This window comes from Deinococcus sp. YIM 134068 (assembly GCF_036543075.1).
In the GTDB taxonomy this organism is placed as follows: domain Bacteria; phylum Deinococcota; class Deinococci; order Deinococcales; family Deinococcaceae; genus Deinococcus; species Deinococcus lichenicola.
Window position 1 is genome coordinate 1 of sequence record NZ_JAZHPF010000039.1, and the last position, 17,302, is coordinate 17,302.

Sequence of the window (17,302 nt, forward strand, 5' to 3'; positions counted from 1 at the left end):
CTGGCCCGCCGGCGGGCCAGTTGTTCTTGAACTCCCCGGCTGGCGTCCTGGCTCCCCCGCTCGCTGTGGTGCAGGAGGCCTGGTGGGGGGTGGGGAAAGACGACGCAGGGCGGCCAATCTGAAGGGCGGCGAGCGGCAGCGTCGCTGGCCTCTGCGCGTCCACCCTCGACCCCACCACAGCCCGCGAATGCAGGTCCAGCGTGACGGCCAGAGAGAGCCGGCCTGCTTTGGTCGGCAGGGACGTCAGATCGGACGCCCAGACCTCCCCAGGGCGGCGAGACGTCGAACTGGCGGTCAAGCAGGTTCGGGCCAGCCGGGAAGGTGTGGGCGCTGTCGGTGGTTGGCACCCGGCGGCGCTTTCCCTTGGCGCGCACCCCCCTGAGCGCATCAGGCGCGCGACCCGCTGATGGGACCCCCGCAGACCTGCTGCCCGCAGTTCGGCATGAATGCGAGGTGCTCCGTAGTGTCCTTTGCTGCGCGGGTGAACGTGCAGGATGCGCTGCCAGAGCAGCGCATCCTGCTGCTTGTGGGTGGAGATCGGCCTTCTTCGCCCACGGTGGTCCCCGCTCACCGACACCTCCAGCCCCCGGCACCACGGCGTCCAGGCGGTCCTGCTCGCGGTGAGCGTCGATGAACTGGCACCTCCGGGTGTGGTCTCTCTGGCGAACAAGGCCGTCGCTTTTTTCGGGACTTCTCGTTCCTGCCGCACGAGGTCGTTCTCTTTGCCGAGGCTCCGAATCTCCTGCTGCTCTGGGGTCAGCACCTGCTTCCCCTGACCGGAACAGGCCGCCTCACCCTTCTCCTGATCGGCGTTCATCCCCTGGCGCAGCAGGGAGACGTCGATCCCCAGGTCGCGGGCCGTGCCGGTGATGTTGCCCCTGGTTCGGGCGCGCCCTCCGGACGTAACGCTTGAACTCGGCGCTGTGGGTCGTGCGGTGGGTCATGAGGATGCCTCCTCTCTTCGAGGCTTAGCCCCTTCTCCGCCATACCGGGTCACCCTCACTTCCAGGCTATCCTTTCCCGCCCTCACCAGGATTTGCTACACTCCCAGGGTTGCTTGGCCCCCGCCACCGTTTTCCCCTCTCCCACAGGAAAGCCCGGCGAGCGTGAGGCGGCCAAAGACAGTTGGAGGAAAACACCCATATGGAACTGAGAGCCGTCCCCCGCAAGAGCCAGGAGAAGCTGGCCGCAGGTCTGATCCCCGCCGTCGCCTACAACAAGGAGCACAACGTCTCCTTCGCCCTCGACCTCAAGACCTTCGACCGGGCCTTTCGTCAGCAGGGCACGACGGGCATCTTCGACATCACCATCGAGGGCGGCGAGACCTTCCCGGCGCTCGTCAAGACCGTGCAGATGGACAAGCGCCGCCGTCAGGCCATCCACGCCGACTTCTACATGGTGACCTACGGCCAGCCGGTCGAGGTCAGCGTTCCCGTGCACACCAGCGGCAAGGCGCAGGGCGAGGTCCTGGGCGGGCTGGTGGACATCGTGGTGCATAACCTCGCGATCATCGCGCCCGGCCCGCGCCGCATCCCGCAGGAACTCACGGTGGACGTGAGCCGGCTCGGAATTGGCGACCACGTGACCGCCGCCCAGGTCCGGCTGCCCGAGGGCGTCAAGCTCGCCGCCGACCCCGACCAGATCGTGATCAGCGTGCTGCCGCCCCGCCTCAGCGAGGAGGAACTGGCCGCCGAGACCCAGGCCGCCCAGGTCGCGGGCATGGTCGCCAGCGGCGAGCTGTCGGAGGCCGCCGCCGAGGCCGTGCTGGAGGAGGGCGTCAGCATCGAGGAGGCGAAGGCCGAGGCCGCCGCCGAGAGCGCGGGCGGGGAGGAAGCCGCCGACGTGTCGGGCACGGCGGGCCGCGACCTCGACAAGGACAACCACGCCGCCGAGGAGCGCCGCAGCGAGGGCGGGCAGCAGTAAGCCGCCGAAGGTTGAGAGGGCCGGGATTCCCGAGAGGGGGTTCCGGCCTTCTTGTTGAGTGGGAGGCGGTTGGAGTATGACTGGGGTGAAGGCGAAGAGTTGCGCGGCGAGTGTTTCTTGGCTGCTATGCGCGCTCACCCCCTTCCCCCTCTGCACGCAACTCTACGAGTCAAGGGGGAGGAGCCAAAAGAGCACAAGCTCAAGCTGCTTGTTCTCCCTCCCCCCTTGTGGGAGAGGGGTGGCGAGCCACGCTCACCCAGGTCGTCCTGCAACCCATCCAAGAGAAGGGCGTTCACCCCGACTGGAAGTGAACGCCCCTCGCCTGTCCCGACCTACGCGCCCGGTGCCGGACTCGCGCCCTGCGGCGGGAGGGTGGGCCGGGGGGCGGGCACGTCCGCCTCCACCACGCGCTCGGCGGGCTTGGTGCCGCGTCCGCGCTCGAAGAGGTAGAAGGCGGCGGGCACCACGTAGAAGGTCATGATCGCCGAGACGCCGATGCCGCCCACGATGATGATGGACAGGCTCTTGCCGAACTCGCTGCCGCTGCCCTCGTTCAGGAGCAGGGGGATGCTGATGACCATGACCGTCAGCGTCGTCATGATGATCGGGCGGAAGCGCAGGCGGCTCGCCTCGATCAGCGCGTCGCGCAGCGGCCTTTCCTGCATCTGCTCCACCACGAACTCCAGGTAGATGATCGCGTTCTTGGCCGACAGGCCGATCAGGAGCAGGAAGCCCAGCACTCCGAAGATGTCGAGCGTCCCGCCGACGAGGAACATCATCCAGTACGCCCCGGCGACCGCGAAGGGCACGGGCAGCAGCAGGTAGAGGGGATAGCGGAACGAGTTGAACTGTGCGCCCATCACGAGGTACACGAGCAGCATGGAGATGGCGAAGGCCTGGAGACCCAGCGTCCCGATCTGGTTGCCGAGCGCGAAGGCGCTGTTGCGGTCCGCCGATCCCACCGTCACGAGGTTGTCCACCACGCCCGCTCCGGTCAGCTCCGCCGTGAGCTGCTCCTGAAGCTGCGCGCTCGTCAGGCCGCTCGCCGGGTCGGGTTCCACCGACAGGCTCAGGCTGTACAGCCGGTTCGTGCGCTCCACGCTCGTCGGGGCGCTCGCCTGCACGATGCTGCCGAGCTGACCCACCGTGACGCTGCTGCCCAGAGTGGAGCTGTAGATCGGGAGGGACAGGAGCGACTGGTCGTCCTGAAGGTACTGCGGGTCGAGCTGCACGGTCACGGGGTACGTCACCCCGCTGATCTCCACGTTGCCGCCGCTGGAGCCGCTGCCGTAGGTGCCCAGCGCCTGCGCCACCGTGCTTGCCGACAGGCCCGTGCCCGCCAGCAGGCTGGGATTGGGCACGAACTGATTCTCCAGCGTCGTGTTGTCCAGGCCGCTGCTCGCGCTCAGGACGCCCTCGTTCCCCTCGATGACGTTGACGGCGGTCGCCGCACGCTGCTTGAGCAGGTCGTAGTTGCTCGCCACGAGGGTGAGGCTCAGGCTGTTGCCCTGCCCCCGGAAGCCGCCCCCGCTGAAGATGTTCGCCCGCACGTTCGGCACGTCGCTGAACATGCCGCGCAAGGCCTGCTGGTACGTCGCCGTCAGCGTGGCGGTGTCCTCGCGCTCCTCCTTGTCCTTGAGGGTGATGTTGAGGTTCGTGCCGTTGCCCGTCACGCTGGCCTGCACCGTCTCCACCTCGGGCCGCGCCAGGAAGTAGCTCTCCATCCGGCTCACGAGTTGGTTGCGGGTGTTCAGCGACAGGCCGCTCGGCAGCCGCAGCCCCGCACGCAGGGTGCCCGAGTCGGTGCTCGGCGTGAACGTGAAATTCATGCGCGGCACCACCAGCAGCACGGTGGCGACGAGGAAGGCGGCGGCGATGAGCAGGACGCCCACGCTGTTTCGCAGCGCCCCGCCGAGGCTCCGCGCATACGCCTCCCGCATGAACGCCAGCCCCCGGTCGGTGATGCCGTGCAGGGTCGTCGTCAGCGCCTCCAGGAAGGCGAGGAGAGCGCCCCACACGTAGCGGACGGCGATCAGCGCGACGGGCAGCAGCAGCAGGCCGAGGAGGAGCAGCCGGTTCTCCACCCGCGTCCAGACGAGGAACGCGAGGCCAGCGGCCAGCACCCAGAACCACCACGTCCGCACCGAGGCCACGCCCCAGCGCACCGCTTCCGGCAGCCGGGTGAACGCGCGGGGCACGTCCCGCCACCCCAGCGGCTCGGCGTCCGGCGTGTACGCCATGCGGACGGTGAGGAAGAGCAGCGCCTCCAGCCACGAGAGCAGCACCGCCGCCGCGAGACCCAGCGCGAACTGCTGGACGTATGCCCCGATGACGCCGCCCATGAAGCTCACCGGGATCAGGACCGCGAGCAGCGACAGAGAGGCCGCCGCCACCGCGCTGAAGACCTCCGACGCGCCGCGCAGCACCGACTCGACGCGGCCAAAGCCCATCGCCCGGTACCGCTCGACGTTCTCGGCGACCACAATGGAGTCGTCCACCACGATGCCGATGGCGACGATCAGGGCGAGCAGCGACACCTGATTGAAGGTGAAGCCCATCAGGCTGTACAGGATCGGCGCGGCGGCGAGCGAGATCGGGATGGCCGCGATCACCGTGAAGGCGGTATTCAGCCGCCCCAGGAACAGCAGCGTCACGAACGCGACGACGAGGCCCGTCACCCACAGCTCATGGGTGGTGGACTCGATGCTCGCGCGGATGGGGCCGGTCGTGTCGTTGCTGTACGTGACGCTGTACCCGTCCGGGAGCTGGACGCCCGAGACGAGCGCCTTCACCCCGTCCACGACGGCGACCGCGTTGCTGCCCGAGGTCTGCTGGATACTGACGAGAACGACGGGCAGGCCGTTCACGCGCGTCACCCCGGTCGTGGTGCTCGCGTCGCGCACGCCCGCCACGTCCGCCACCCGCACGCCCTTGCCCGCGTCGAGGATGACGTTGGAGATGTCGTTGACGCTGGTGAGCCGCGCGTTCGTCGTGTACGTCAGGCTATTGCCCTCGCGCGTCACCGTCCCGATGGACGACCGGACGTTGCTGCCGCTGATGGCCGAGGACACGCTCTGGGGGGTCAGGCCGTAGGCGGCGAGCTTGTTGGGGTCGAGCAGAACCTCGATGTTGCGCTGCGACCCGCCGCTGAGTTCCACGTCGGCCACGCCCTCGACCCGCTGGAGGGCCGGAACGAGCTGGTCCTCCACGAAGTCGTACACGTCGGCCTGGGCAGCCGTGCCGCCCGAGACGCCGAATTCGAGGATGGCCTGCGCGTTCGGGTTGAAGGTCCGCACGCTGGGGCTGTCCGCGTCGTCGGGAAGCTGGCGGGTCGCCGCCGACACGAGCGAGGCGACCTGATTGGCCGCCGCGTTCTGGTCGGTGCCGTCCTCGAGCTGGAGGGTGACGCGGCTGCTGCCCGTGCTGCTCGTGGAGGAGATGGAGGTGACGTTGGGCACCTGCGCGACCGCGCTCTCGATGACCTGCGTCACCTCCTCGTCCACCGAGGTCGGGCTGGCCCCCGAGTACGAGGTGCTGATGTTGACGACCGGGATGTTCACGCTGGGGAGCAGGTCCACGCCGAGCGAGCGCATCGACACGAAGCCGAAGACCACGATGCCGATGAAGATGCCGATGGAAAAGACGTAGCGCGTGACCGAGAAGCCCACCACCGGGTTCACGCTGTCGAAGACCTTTTTGCCCACATTCCGCATCACGGCGCACCTCCGGGGGGCGGACCGCCCGCGCCACCGCTGCTCTGCCTCGCGCCTGCTCCCGCCCCCGCGCTCGCCGTCGTCACGCCCGCGCCGTCGAGGAGGCCCGTGGGCGGCTGGCTGATGACCTCATCCCCGGCCTCGATGCCGCTCACGGCGGACTGGGTGCCCGCCTGTCCCAGCACCGTGACCACGTTCTGCTCGGCCTTCCCGTCCTCGATGGTGAAGACGTACGTCCGGTCGCCGTCCACCTGAAGCGCGGTGCTCGGCACGAGGACGCCCGTCGCCACCTTCGCCGTGTACACGACCGAGCCGACGGTGCCCAGCGCGGGCGGCGTGGTCTCGATGAAGCGCGCGACGAGCGGCACGCTGCCGTTCGTGGGTGCCCCCGCGTTCTGCGAGACCTTGAGCGGGTACTTCTGCTGCCCGACCACGAAGGTGAGCGCCGCGCCGACCGGAAGGGTCGTGGCCTCGGTCGCGGGCACGCTCACCGACACCTGCCGCTGGCTGCTGACGAGCGAGAACGCCTCGCTGTTGGCGGCGAGATACTGGCCCTCGCTGACGTTCAGGCCCGTGACCTGCCCGGCGAAGGGGGCCGTGACGCGCACCGCCGCCGCCGCCTGCTGCGCCTGATTGAGCGTGATCTGCGCCCGCTGGACGGCGAGGCGGGCCTCGGCGAGGCTCTCGGTCTGCGCCCGCGTGTTCTCCGCGAGGTTGGCCTGCGCCGTCGTGAGGGTCGTGCGGGCGGCCTGCACCTGCGCGAGCTGGTTGTTGACCTCCGTGCGTGACGCCGCGCCGATGGCCGCGAGCCGCTGGAGGGCCGTCAGGCTCTGCTGGGCGTTCGCCAGCGTGGTCTGCGCGGCACTCACCTGCTGCTGAAGCTGCGCCCGCCCACTCTGCACGCTGTTCGTCTGCGAGCGGAGCTGCACCTGCGCCGTCTCCAGCGCATTGCGCGCACTCTCCACGCTCGTGTTGAGGTCGCTGTTGCTCAGGGACAGGACGGTCTGCCCGGCGTTCACGGCCCCGCCCACGTCCACGGCGATGTTCGTCACCGTGCCCGACGTGCGCGCCGACACCGTGACCTCCTGCGCGGAGGCGACCGTGCCCGTCAGCCGCCGCTCGGTGCTCAGCGTTCCCGACTTGACGACGGCGGCCTGAACGGGCGTGGTGACGCCGGTGCCGCGTGTGGTGCCCGCCGCCTGCCCCGGCGCTCCCGCTCCGGTCTGACCTGCTCCCGCCGCCGCGCCAGATGCTCCGGCTGCGCTGCCACTCTGCCCGGCCCCCGCCGTCTGACCCCCCGCTCCCGAACGGCTGCCCGTTCCCCCTGCACTCTGTCCTCCCGCGCTCTGTCCTCCCGCCGCCTGACCGGGGGCGCTCTGCCCGGTCCCGCCGCCCGCCCCGCCGAATCCACCGCCTGCGCTCGCCGCACTGCCCGCGTCGTCCTGCCCCAGCCGGTAGCCGACGTAGCCCACGCCGCCGAGCAGCAGCGGCACGAGCAGCCAGCCCCACGGAAAGGAGCGGCGGGTTTTCTCGGCAGCACCCTCAGCGGCACCCGGCGACGGCACAGGCGGACGCTCCTGTTCTGACATTGGCCTCGACACCTGGTCCATGTCCACTATGGAACCACCTTTTGACGAAGGAATATCGAAGAGGACTAACAAAGCTTGGTATGCCCGGCTACCGTGAAAAGGCGTCTGGGACGAATGGAACAGCTTGCAGCGTCTTCCCCAAATCTTCATACGGCTCGTGGGTCGGCCCGCCGTCCTTACCTTGAGGTGTGCGGCCCGACCTCCTTCCCCCCCCACAAGACGGCGCGGTGCCCAACAACGCCCTGCCTGCCCATGTTTACCGTGCCGCCCTGACGGGTCTCACGCCCACGCAGATTGAGGCGCACCTTGCCGCACGCGGCTGGACGAATACCTGGCGCAATGGCATCTACCCCTACCACCACTACCACTCCACCGCCCACGAGGTTCTGATCATCGCGCGTGGGCAGGCCAGCGTGACCCTCGGCGGCGAGGGCGGCCCGCAGGTGACGGTGGGGGAGGGCGACGTGCTGCTCCTGCCAGCGGGCACGGGCCACCGCAACGACGGCGGCAGCGCCGACCTGCTCGTGATCGGTGCCTATGCTGGGGGGCGTGACTGGGACGTGTGCCGACCGGGGGAGACGGACATGGAGGAGGCGAGGGCGCGGATTGAGCGCGTGCCGGGGTGGGACCGTGACCCGGTGGACTGAGGTGCCCCATGTCGGGTGAGGTGGACGCCTGGCTCGCCGACCTTCTTTCCCGCGACACGCACCGCGTCTGGGGGGCGGCCTGCGCGATCAACGATTCACGTGATCGGCAAGACCTGGCGACGCTGGCCGGACATCTGCCTGCTATCCAGCGGGCCACGGCGGACCTCGACCTGGGCGGTGCCCTCTTCCCCAACAACGAACGTCTGCGTCAGGCCCTCGCCACGGTGCGCGCTGCGCGGGACGGCCTGTGCCGCTGCTCGCTCTACGGGCAGTTCCTGACCCACGACCCCTGCAAGGAGGAGGGGGCGGGCGACGTGACCGTGGTCTCCACCAGCCCGCCCGACTGGAACATGACCTACCGCTGCCGCTGCAACCACTGTGGCGCGGAGTACGAGGTGGAGCAGGGGGAGTATCACCTGACGTGGTGGAAGTGGGGGAAAGAGGAGTCAGCCTAACGCGAGAGGTCAGCGCGCGGGCGTAAGAGTCGGCACCATGAGCCGAAGCCTCGTCTGCCGGCGCGTCCCCTCTTGCTCCTCAATGAGCAGCGTGCCACCCGGACAACTCAGGCGGGCGAAGGGCGAAAGGTTCGGGAACGTCTTGCGGAAGATCAGGCGGTAGTCCTGCCGAGCATCCCAGACCCGGAGCGTATTCCCACCGCCCACCACGTAACGCCCGCCGCACACTGCTGCTCGGGCGGACGGAATGTTCGAGTCGTCCAGGCGTGTCTTGAACTTGCCGTCCGGGCCGTAGATTTGTAGTCCAATTCCGTGATTGCCCCTCAGCGGCCACGACCACATCACGAGCGTGTCCGGGCCGACGGAAGCGGTCGTCTCAACCTCGGGGGTCCAGTCCGCGCCGTCCGTTTTCATGGTCTGCACCATGCCCCTCACAGCCTGCGCCGTCTTCTCAGGCATCCCCAGAAACACGTCGTACTTCGGGGCTGATGCGAGGGCCAGCGCAGCGAGCAGAGTCGGCAACATGCCTCACCGTAAGAGGGCAAGCTGACCCCTCGCTGAGCATTCCCAGGAGGGTCGGCCCCGCTCCTCACTCCCCCACCACGCCCTGCAACAACCCATACCCCCGCACCTCGTCCGCCGTCACGCCGCACGCCTCCTCCAGCGCCGTTACCGTGCGGTCCAACTCGGCGAAGAGGGCCTGGAGACGCGGACGGTCCCGCCCGCCGGGAGAGGCGCGGTAGGCGTCCACGAGGAGGCGGTAATACTGCAAGGTGCCCTCCTGCCCCCGGTTGAAGCGGGTGAAGAACGCGGCGCGGGCCTCGGCCCCGTCCCCGGCGGTCAGCACGTCGGTCAGGATGCTGCGGGCATTGTGCAGCTTGTCGGACGCGCTGACGAGGAGCGAGGAAGCGTCCTCGTGGGCGAGGCGGCGGAGGTAGGCCGTCTTGCGCTCGACCCACGGGGCCTTCTTCTCGCCCGCCTTCGGGGCCGCGTCGGTCGCGCCGTCCACGAGTCGGGCGACCTCCGGCCCGAAGAGCCGTTCGATCTCACCCTGCAACTCGGAGGCGTCCCGGTGCGTGTACTCCGGGCCGTCCTCCAGCGCGTCGTGGAGCAGGGCGGCGATGGCCTCCGCCTCCGTCCCGCCGAACTCCAGCGCCACCGACGCCACGCCGAGCAGGTGCGAGAGGTAGGGCGTCCGCGTGCCCTTGCGGTACTGCCCGGTGTGCCACTCGTGCGCGAGCCGGAGGGCAGTGGGGAAGTCGTCGGTCAGTGGGAAAGCTTCTGCGTTCGTCGTCATGCCTGAACCATAGGACAGGGCCGAGGTGCGGAGGCGCGCATGAGCCGTCCCCGAAACGTCAGGTCAACGAAGCCAAGAGCCTCTCTGTTGGTTCTGGCGACTGGAAGCTGGCGACTGGCGACTCCTCCCTACTCCACCACATCTATCCCCGCCTCCCGCACCCGCGCCCGCACGTCCCGCGCGCCCTCGCCCGTCACGCGCATGACGAAGCGGCGTCGGGGCTGGCCTTCCTTCGCCCCCTGCCCGGACGTGGCGACGCTGATGATGTTGCTCGGCAGCACCGCCCCCGCCGCCCGCGCGAGGCTGCCGGGCGTGTCGGGCATGTCCAGCGTCAGGCGGGTGCCCCCCTCGCGCAGCCCCAGGATGTCGGTGAAGGCGCGCAGCACGTCCGTGATCGTCACCATGCCGCACAGCCGCCCGGAGGCGTCCAGCACGGGCAGACCGCCCACGTCGTGCTCCTGCATCCGCAGCGCCGCGTCCTCCATATATTCGTTCGCGCGCACGGTGATCACGGGCCGGGCCATCATCTCGGAGACGGTCAGGCGGCTGAGGAGCGAGGTCAGCTCCCACACGCTCAGGGTGGTCGCCTGACTCGGCACGGCGTCCTTGAGGTCCTTGCGCGTGGTGATGCCCACCAGCCGCTCCCCCTCCATCACGGGCAGACGCCGAAACCCCCGCTCCCGCAGCAGCCGCAGCGCCTCCATCACCGGCGTGTCCGGCGTCACCGTCAGGGGATCAGGCGTCATCCAATCGCGTACGAGCATGGCCCACCTTACAAGGCTGGACTCCCGACATGTTTTGCTGATTGCTGACGGCTGAAAGCTGACAGCTCCCACCTGACCGCCCCCTGATCCGGCGTGTGAGACAACTGTGAAGAGATTCATTCGGCTCAGAAAGGGCCGTGCTAGCTTGCCCGCCATGAAGATGAACGCCAAGGCGCTTGCGCCCGTTGCCCTCGTCGCCGCCTTCGGGCTGGGGACCCTCGCGCCGCACGCGCAAACGACGCCGCAGAAGATCGGTTTCGTGGACGTGCAGCGGGTGCTGGCCGCCCACCCCGCCGACAAGGACCTCCAGACCATCCAGAAGCAGGCGGAGACCGAACTCGGCGCGCTCGGCAAGCAGATTCAGGCCATTGACGCGAAGGGCGCGCAGGCCACCGCCGCCGAGAAGCAGAGCCGCACCACCCTCGTCTCGACCTACGAGGCGAAGGCGAAGTCCTTCCAGACCCAGGTCCAGCCCAAGACCCAGGCCGTGGAAAAGGCCGTGGACACCGCCGTGAACGCCGTGGCGAAGGCCAACGGCTACAGCGTCGTGATGGACCGTGGGGTTGCCGCCCGCAGCGGCCTCGTGATCTACGCCGAGAACACCACCGACCTGACCGACGCGGCCCTCAAGGCCCTCAAGCCCTGATTCACGTCTGAGCGGAGCCGCTCACCCGGCCCCCGCCGCGCGCGGGGGTTTGCCTTTGGGGCAAGCGGTCAGCCGTCGGCTCTCAGCCGTCAGCATCCTCAACAGGTACGCTGAGATGGAAAGGACCTCTTTGATGAAACCTGCCCTGCTCATCCTCCCCCTCGCCCTTCTCGCCACCGTGCCGCAGGCCCAGCAAAAGCGTAGCCGCGTGGGCTTCGTGGACGTGCGGCAGGTCGTGGCCGCGCTGCCCGGCAATGCCGCCTACCTCGCGCTCAGCAAGAGGGTGGATGCCGACCTGAAGGGCAAGCAGACGAACCTCCAGCAACTCATCACCCGCGCGAACAGCACCCGCACCGCCGCCGACCGTCAGGCCGCGCAGAGGGCGCAGCAGGCCTTCGTGAGCGCCCAGCAGGGCTACCAGCAGCGCCTCGCCACCGAGTTCAAGCCGCTGCAAGGTCGCATCAACACCACGGTGACGAACGTTGCCAGGACGAGCGGCTTCACGGTCGTCCTCGACAGCCGCGTCGCCGCGCAGACGGCCCTGGTGATTTATGCGAACACGCAGGCGACGGACCTCACGCCCGCCGTGCTCAGGGCGATCAAGAAATAGGAGTTCAATCCGACAGGCCCCCTTCCGCACATTCGGAGAGGGTCTTCCCTTTGGCCCACGCTGTACCCTGCCGCCCATGACGGAAGACGGGCAGGACAAGGACAGAGTGGAGATGGAGGAGACGCCCTCGGCGCGTGAGGTCATCTTCGGGGCGCAGGAGGAGCGCATCCTCGCGCGGCTCTCGGCGCTCGACCCCGACCTGATGGCCTATGTCCGCGACTTCGCCTACGACACGGTGTACGAGCGGCCCGGCCTCGACCTGCGGACGAAGGAATTGATCGCCTGCGCGCTGCTGGTGAGCCTCGGCAGCCCGCCGGAGTTGCGGACGCACCTGCGCGGTGCCCTGCGGGCCGGGGCAACCGAGGCCGAGGTGCGCGAGACGCTGCTGCTGTGCGTGCCGTACCTCGGCTTTCCGCGCGTGGTGGCGGCCTTTGCCCAGCTTCAGGCGCTCTTGGAGACTGGGCAGCAAAACGCCCCCACCCGCGAGGAGTGAGGGCGACGGACGGGGAGACTCAGAACGTCGTCTTGATGCCGATGCGCGCCTTGAACACGGTGCCGGGGCGAATAAAGCGGTCGCTCACTGCACTGTAGCTGCCGTCGTTGGTGGCGAAGGAATCGGTCGTCACTGAGCCGTCGGGTCCCGTGGTGGTGCTGTTGATCGTGGTATTGAAGAACTGGTCCACGCCCACATCACCCACGAGGCTGAGGTTGCCCGCCAGCGCGTAGCTCACCATCACGCCCGCGCCGATGCCGAAGGGATTGGTGTCGTAGCGCAGAGTCCCGGTCGAGCCGAAATCCTCCGTCGCGCTGAACCTGCCATAGCGCCCGCCCGCGTAGACGGTGGCACCCACGCCGGGGGTCAGCTCGCCGAGGCTGTACGTGCCGTCCACGCTGGCGACGACGTACTGCCCGCTGCGGTCGGCGTCGAGCACGATGAGGTCGTTCGAGGTGTCGATGGCGTTATTTGCGCGTGTGTAGCTCGCCCCGACCTTGATCCCGAAGGGACCCACCACGTTGGGCGCGTGAACGAACGCCTCGCCGCTGAGGCCGCTCGCGTAGCCACCGGTCAGGCCCAACTCGATGCCGTTGGTGCTGAACGTCTGCGCGCCCGCCGTGGCGAGGCCCGCGCTGAGGGTGAGGGCAATCATCTTCTTCATGTCCTCCGTAGCGTGCCCGCCCAAGATGAGCGCCCGCCCTCACGCACCCTGCGGCGGCTTTAGTCTGGCGACAGACGGGCGTCAGCTTGGGGGGAGGCTGCTGGGGGTGAGGGCCGGGAGTGAGGCGCTGGACCCTGGTACGCCCACGCCCGCCCTGCTAAACTTACACCCGGTCCAATTCTTGACGCCGCCCGGATCAGGGGCAGGCGCACAGGTGAGGCAAGGTGGGGTGAACGCCGCTGTGGGCGCACTCCTGCGGAGGTCACATGAAGATTCTCACGTTGGTCAGGCAGGTGCCCGACGCGGAGGCGCGCGTCAAAATCAACGCCGGAGCGGTGGACCTGGAGGGCACGACCCTCGTCATCGACGGCATGGACGAGTACGGGGTGGAGGAGGCCCTGCGGCTGCGTGAGAGCGGCGCGAACGTCGAGGAGATCGTGGCGCTCGCGGTCGGCCCCAAACGGGTGGAGGACGCGTTGCGAACGGCGCTGGCAATGGGCGTGGACCGGGCGATTCACGTCGAGACCGATGAGAAGCTCGATCCCATCGCCCTGAGCCGCGTCGTCGCGCAGGTGGCGCAGGCCGAGGGCGCGGGTCTGATCCTCGTCGGCGGGCAGGAGGCCGACTGGGACAGTCAGGCGCTGGGGGCCGCGACCGCCGAGCGTCTGGGCTGGCCGCAGCTCACGTGGACGAACGAGCTGAAGGTGGAGGGCGAGACCCTGACCGGGCGGCATGACGTGGACGACGGCAACGAGAGCTTCCGCGCTCCTCTGCCCGCCGTCGTGACGACCCAGCAGGGGCTGAACGAGCCGCGCTACCCGACCCTCCCCAACATCATGAAGGCCAAGCGCAAGGAACTGCGCAAGGATGACCTGGGAGGCTACGGCACCCAGCCCACCGTCCGGGTGGTGAACGCCGAGATTCAGACCCGCGCCCGCCTCAACCGGATGATCGACGGCAAGGACCCGCAGGCCGCCGCCGCGCAACTCCTCGACCTCCTGCGAAACGAAGCGAAGGTGCTCGCATGATCCTGATCGTCGCCGAACACGCGGGCGGGAAGCTCGCCAAAGCCACGCTGGAGATGGTCACGGCGGCCCGCGCTGTGCTTGAAAGTGGGGGGGGCCGGGAAGGCCCCGTCACCGTCCTCGTCCTCGGCCAGAACGTCGCGGAGGTCGCCAACGCCGCCGCCGCCGTCGCCGATCAGGTCCTCGTGGCCGACCTGCCGGGCCTCGCCACCTACACCGCCGAGACCTGGGCCGCCGCCACCGCGCAGATCGCGGGGGAGGGTGAGGCACACACCGTCGTCATCGGCGGCAGCCGTTCGGGCCGCGAGTACGCCCCCCGCGTGGCGGTGAAGCTCGACGCGCCGTATCTGGAGGACGCCATCCGGCTCACGGCCAACGGTGACACCCTTCAGGCGCAGCGGTATACCTACCTCGCCCGCGTGACCGAGACGGTGGAGGCGGGCGGCCCGGTGGTCGTCGTGACCGTCAAGCCGGGGTCCTTCGCCGCCGCCGCGCCGCTGCCCACGCCCGGCGAGCAGTACGACGTGGAACTCGACCTCCCCGCCCCGCGCGTGGAGGTGACGGGCCGCAGCGTGGAGAAGACGAGCCGCGTCGCGCTGACCGAGGCCGACGTGATCGTGACGGGCGGGCGCGGGGTGGGCAACTCCGAGAACTTCAGCGCCTACGTCGAGGGGCTGGCCGACCGCATCGGGGCGGGCGTGGGCGCGACCCGCGCGGTCGTGGACGCGGGCTGGCGGCCCTACGCCGAGCAGGTGGGGCAGACGGGCAAGACGGTGCAGCCGAAAGCCTACGTCGCGCTGGGCGTGTCGGGGGCCGTGCAGCACCTCTCCGGCATGGGCAAGAGCCGCTATATCGTCGCCATCAACAAGGACGCCGAGGCCCCCATCTTCAAGGTTGCCGACTACGGCATCGTCGGTGACGTGAACCAGATCGTGCCCGCCCTCATCGAGGCCGCCGGGAAGTAACCGCACCCGTCTTCGCCCGCCGCACCGTGCCGCCTGTCCTCCCGGATGGGCGGCCTTTTCATGACAGGTTCGTGGGGATGTGGTTAAACTGGTCGGGTCAGCACAACTCAGCCCTCACCCCAGGAGACCCGCGTGAAGACCCTCCCCTTCGTGACCGCCGCCCTTGCCCTGACCCTCGCCGCCTGCGGACAGACATCCACACCGGGGGCCAGCGTCGCCGACTACGCCTCGCGCCCGGAGCTGGCGGACGCGGACAGTCAGGCCATCCTCGCGCGGTACGGGAACGACCCCGGTCTGCTCGCCGCGCTTCAGGAGGCGTACGGGGAGCGGCCCGCCAGCTTCACCCGCCCGGAGGCCCCGGCCATCTCCGGGCTGGACCTCGCCTCGGACCGCCTCGCCTACGTCAAGCGCACGGGCTGGGGCACGGTGGGGAATTACAACGCCCAGTACGCCGCCTATGCGGGCACGAGCAGCCCCTATCCCGGCCTCGACTGGACGCGCGACGGGTGCAGCGCCCCCGACGGGCTGGGGCTGGGCTACCGCGAGGACTTCCGGCCCTCGTGCCACGTCCACGACTTCGCGTACCGCAACCTCAAGGTCTACGAGCGCACGTCCGCCAACCGCCTCGCCAGCGACGACGCCTTCTACGTCAACATGAAATCGGCCTGCGCGGCGAAGAGCTGGTACGCCCGGCCCGCGTGCTACAGCGCGGCCTACGCCTACTATCAGGCGGTGCGGGTGGGGGGCAGCGGGAGCTTCTGAAGCCCGTTCAGAAGCTGGGCGTGGTCGGCTGGGGGGCCTCGCTCCCGACCGAGACCCGCCGAATGACCTCCAGCGAGGCGGACAGGGCCTCGTCCGTGTCCTGCCCGTAGCCGCCCGACCAGGGCTGGCCGCCGATCTCCAGCACGCCGGGTCCCCGGAAGCCGCCCCGCCGCAGGCGACCCAGCAGACCGCCGAAGTCGAGGGACCCCCACCCCAGCGGGAGGTGCCAGTTCACCTCGGGCAGCGGCGTATCGGAGACGTGCAGCAGCGTCATGCGGGGGGCGAGGGCCAGGTAGCCGCCCAGTTGGTCGGGGGCCGCGTGGTTGAGGTCGAAGACCAGCCCCAGGTCAGGGAAGAGGTCGAGGAGCGCCCGGCACGCCTCCGGCCCGTCCAGAAAACCGACGCCGGGGGCGTTGTGCTCGAAGCCCAGGGTCAGGCCGTGCCGCCGGGCGAGGGCAGTGCCGAGGTCGAACGCTCCGGGCAGCATCGCCTCCAGCCCCTGCAAGCCCTCCGGCCCGGCCATGCCCGGAAAGAGGTGCCAGTGGACGTGGGTGATGCCCAGTTCGAGGAGAGCGGGCAGGTTGGCCTCCAGCACGTCGGTGGGGGTCTGTCCGGCGGGCGTCCGGCCTCCGGGCTGAAGGGGCAGGGCGATTTCCATGACCGCCTCCAGCCCGGCGTGGCGCATCCGGCGGGCCACCTCTCCGAGCGGGGCACCCAGCCGCTCCTCGTCCAGCCCTCCGGGGGGTCCGGGCAGTTGCAGGCCGTGGAAGCCCACGCGGGACGCGAACTCGATCTCCTGCGCGAGCGGACGCCAGTTGTTGGGGAAGAGGCGGGCATTCATGCCCAGGCGGAGCGGCGGGAGGGGCGGCACCCGGCCAGCTTAGCGGCCCCGCTTCCCCGGGGAAATGGACCTCCCCCCAGCTCCCCCGGCGCGGCCCGGCCCCCTCGACTCAGCCGACCTCTAGAATGGTCGGGTGCGCGAGGCCCGCCGCCCTCGCCGCCCGCCACGCCCCCCGCGCGTCACCGCGTTCGACGCTGGACATGAACGCCACGCTGCGGGCGAGGGTGGTCAGCACCCAGAAGTCGCCCCAGACCTCCAGCCCCCACTCGGCGCGCATGGCCCTTGAGGCCGCCGCCCAGATCGGCTCCGAGAGGTGTTCGAGGGGCGCGATGAAGGGCAGCTCCCCGTCGGTGCCCGGCGTGCGGGCGACCTCGCGGCGGTAGGCGTCTTGCTCACGGCGGGTCATGGCCTCCCACGCCCCGGCCTCGCAGTGGCGGGCGGGCAGGGCGCTGAAGGTGTCGCGGCAGCGGGTGGGCCGCACGTCGTAGCGTGAGCAGCCGCCCGTTCCCCGGTCGAGCAGCGGGCAGAAGCCGACCTCGCGGCGGTGGCGTTCCACGTACACGTCGTCGTCCGGGGCGGTGCGGGCGTTCCCGAGGACGCGGCGGGCGTGCGCCTCCATCCGCGCGGCCTCGGCGTCCGTGAGCGCCTGCGCGGTGACGAGCGCCTCGGCGAGGCTGACCCGGACGGGCATGTTGCAGCACGCGAAGCACCCGGCCCCGCACGTCACCTGCCCGCCGCGCTCCAGGTAGCCCGCCGTCCACGCCCGCGCCCGGCGCGCGTAGGCGTCGTACCCGCGCCGCACGGGGTCGGTGACGTGGGCGAAGCGGTGCGGCGGGAGGACCGGGCCGGGGGGGCTGGGGGCAGCGGGGGAGGTGGGGGGGCGGGCCATGGCGGGCCAGAGTAGCGTG

General features: G+C 69.8%; 17 protein-coding genes and 1 pseudogene. 9 read left to right on the forward strand and 9 right to left on the reverse strand.

The features are described 5' to 3' along the window. Nucleotides 1–944, reverse strand: a pseudogene (locus V3W47_RS19165) (IS3 family transposase); the annotation flags it as partial. Between the two features lie 199 nt (nt 945–1,143). On the opposite strand from V3W47_RS19165, the gene V3W47_RS19170 reads away from it, so the two are divergent. After that, on the forward strand, nt 1,144–1,923 hold the full coding sequence (locus V3W47_RS19170) for a 50S ribosomal protein L25/general stress protein Ctc (protein ID WP_331826841.1): 780 nt from the start codon (nt 1,144–1,146) through the stop codon (nt 1,921–1,923). 332 nt (nt 1,924–2,255) lie between these two features. Here the strand turns inward: V3W47_RS19170 and V3W47_RS19175 are convergent, their stop codons facing one another. Together V3W47_RS19175 and V3W47_RS19180 are read right to left on the reverse strand one after the other, a co-directional pair. Beyond that, nucleotides 2,256–5,636, reverse strand: a complete 3,381-nt coding sequence (locus V3W47_RS19175; RefSeq protein WP_331826857.1) for an efflux RND transporter permease subunit — start codon at nt 5,634–5,636, stop codon at nt 2,256–2,258. Then, nucleotides 5,636–7,201, reverse strand: a complete 1,566-nt coding sequence (locus V3W47_RS19180; protein WP_331826842.1) for an efflux RND transporter periplasmic adaptor subunit — start codon at nt 7,199–7,201, stop codon at nt 5,636–5,638. The genes V3W47_RS19175 and V3W47_RS19180 overlap by 1 nt, the downstream gene beginning before the upstream one ends. Before the next feature lie 212 nt (nt 7,202–7,413). Here V3W47_RS19180 and V3W47_RS19185 point away from each other — a divergent pair, with 212 nt between their 5' ends. Further along, nucleotides 7,414–7,872 (forward strand): cupin domain-containing protein, encoded by a 459-nt coding sequence (locus V3W47_RS19185; protein WP_331826843.1) that lies wholly within the window; start codon nt 7,414–7,416, stop codon nt 7,870–7,872. 8 nt (nt 7,873–7,880) lie between these two features. Beyond that, nucleotides 7,881–8,327, forward strand: a complete 447-nt coding sequence (locus tag V3W47_RS19190; protein WP_331826844.1) for a hypothetical protein — start codon at nt 7,881–7,883, stop codon at nt 8,325–8,327. Between the two features lie 9 nt (nt 8,328–8,336). Here the strand turns inward: V3W47_RS19190 and V3W47_RS19195 are convergent, their stop codons facing one another. The 3 genes from V3W47_RS19195 to V3W47_RS19205 form a co-directional block, all read right to left on the reverse strand. Continuing rightward, nucleotides 8,337–8,852: a hypothetical protein gene (locus V3W47_RS19195; RefSeq protein WP_331826845.1), complete on the reverse strand. Its 516-nt coding sequence runs from the start codon at nt 8,850–8,852 to the stop codon at nt 8,337–8,339. A 64-nt stretch (nt 8,853–8,916) separates the two neighbouring features. Beyond that, the gene (locus V3W47_RS19200; protein WP_331826846.1) at nt 8,917–9,624 is read right to left on the reverse strand and encodes an HD domain-containing protein; all 708 of its coding nucleotides are present in this window, start codon (nt 9,622–9,624) and stop codon (nt 8,917–8,919) included. A 128-nt stretch (nt 9,625–9,752) separates the two neighbouring features. Further along, nucleotides 9,753–10,388: a CBS and ACT domain-containing protein gene (locus V3W47_RS19205; protein ID WP_331826847.1), complete on the reverse strand. Its 636-nt coding sequence runs from the start codon at nt 10,386–10,388 to the stop codon at nt 9,753–9,755. 154 nt (nt 10,389–10,542) lie between these two features. Here V3W47_RS19205 and V3W47_RS19210 point away from each other — a divergent pair, with 154 nt between their 5' ends. The 3 genes from V3W47_RS19210 (at nt 10,543) to V3W47_RS19220 (ending at nt 12,137) form a co-directional block, all read left to right on the forward strand. Then, on the forward strand, nt 10,543–11,034 hold the full coding sequence (locus tag V3W47_RS19210) for an OmpH/Skp family outer membrane protein (RefSeq protein ID WP_331826848.1): 492 nt from the start codon (nt 10,543–10,545) through the stop codon (nt 11,032–11,034). 133 nt (nt 11,035–11,167) lie between these two features. Further along, nucleotides 11,168–11,644: an OmpH family outer membrane protein gene (locus V3W47_RS19215; protein ID WP_331826849.1), complete on the forward strand. Its 477-nt coding sequence runs from the start codon at nt 11,168–11,170 to the stop codon at nt 11,642–11,644. Between the two features lie 76 nt (nt 11,645–11,720). After that, nucleotides 11,721–12,137 carry a carboxymuconolactone decarboxylase family protein gene (locus tag V3W47_RS19220; RefSeq protein ID WP_331826850.1) on the forward strand — a complete coding sequence of 139 codons (417 nt, stop codon included), beginning with the start codon at nt 11,721–11,723 and terminating at the stop codon, nt 12,135–12,137. A 19-nt stretch (nt 12,138–12,156) separates the two neighbouring features. Here the strand turns inward: V3W47_RS19220 and V3W47_RS19225 are convergent, their stop codons facing one another. After that, nucleotides 12,157–12,801, reverse strand: a complete 645-nt coding sequence (locus V3W47_RS19225) for a hypothetical protein (RefSeq protein WP_331826851.1) — start codon at nt 12,799–12,801, stop codon at nt 12,157–12,159. 266 nt (nt 12,802–13,067) lie between these two features. Between V3W47_RS19225 and V3W47_RS19230 the strand changes: the two genes are divergently transcribed. From V3W47_RS19230 to V3W47_RS19240, 3 genes are all read left to right on the forward strand, one after another. Continuing rightward, nucleotides 13,068–13,829, forward strand: a complete 762-nt coding sequence (locus V3W47_RS19230) for an electron transfer flavoprotein subunit beta/FixA family protein (RefSeq protein ID WP_331826852.1) — start codon at nt 13,068–13,070, stop codon at nt 13,827–13,829. Beyond that, on the forward strand, nt 13,826–14,791 hold the full coding sequence (locus V3W47_RS19235; RefSeq protein WP_331826853.1) for an electron transfer flavoprotein subunit alpha/FixB family protein: 966 nt from the start codon (nt 13,826–13,828) through the stop codon (nt 14,789–14,791). Before V3W47_RS19230 ends, V3W47_RS19235 begins: the two co-directional genes overlap by 4 nt. Nucleotides 14,792–14,923: 132 nt before the next feature. Continuing rightward, nucleotides 14,924–15,553: a phospholipase A2 gene (locus V3W47_RS19240; RefSeq protein ID WP_331826854.1), complete on the forward strand. Its 630-nt coding sequence runs from the start codon at nt 14,924–14,926 to the stop codon at nt 15,551–15,553. Nucleotides 15,554–15,560: 7 nt separating this feature from the next. On the opposite strand, the gene V3W47_RS19245 is transcribed toward V3W47_RS19240, so the two are convergent. Together V3W47_RS19245 and V3W47_RS19250 are read right to left on the reverse strand one after the other, a co-directional pair. Beyond that, nucleotides 15,561–16,424, reverse strand: a complete 864-nt coding sequence (locus V3W47_RS19245) for a sugar phosphate isomerase/epimerase family protein (RefSeq protein WP_331826855.1) — start codon at nt 16,422–16,424, stop codon at nt 15,561–15,563. A gap of 79 nt (nt 16,425–16,503) precedes the next feature. Further along, a complete protein-coding gene (locus V3W47_RS19250; RefSeq protein WP_331826856.1) occupies nt 16,504–17,283 on the reverse strand; it encodes a YkgJ family cysteine cluster protein in 780 nt (259 codons plus the stop codon). Nucleotides 17,284–17,302 lie beyond the last annotated feature (19 nt).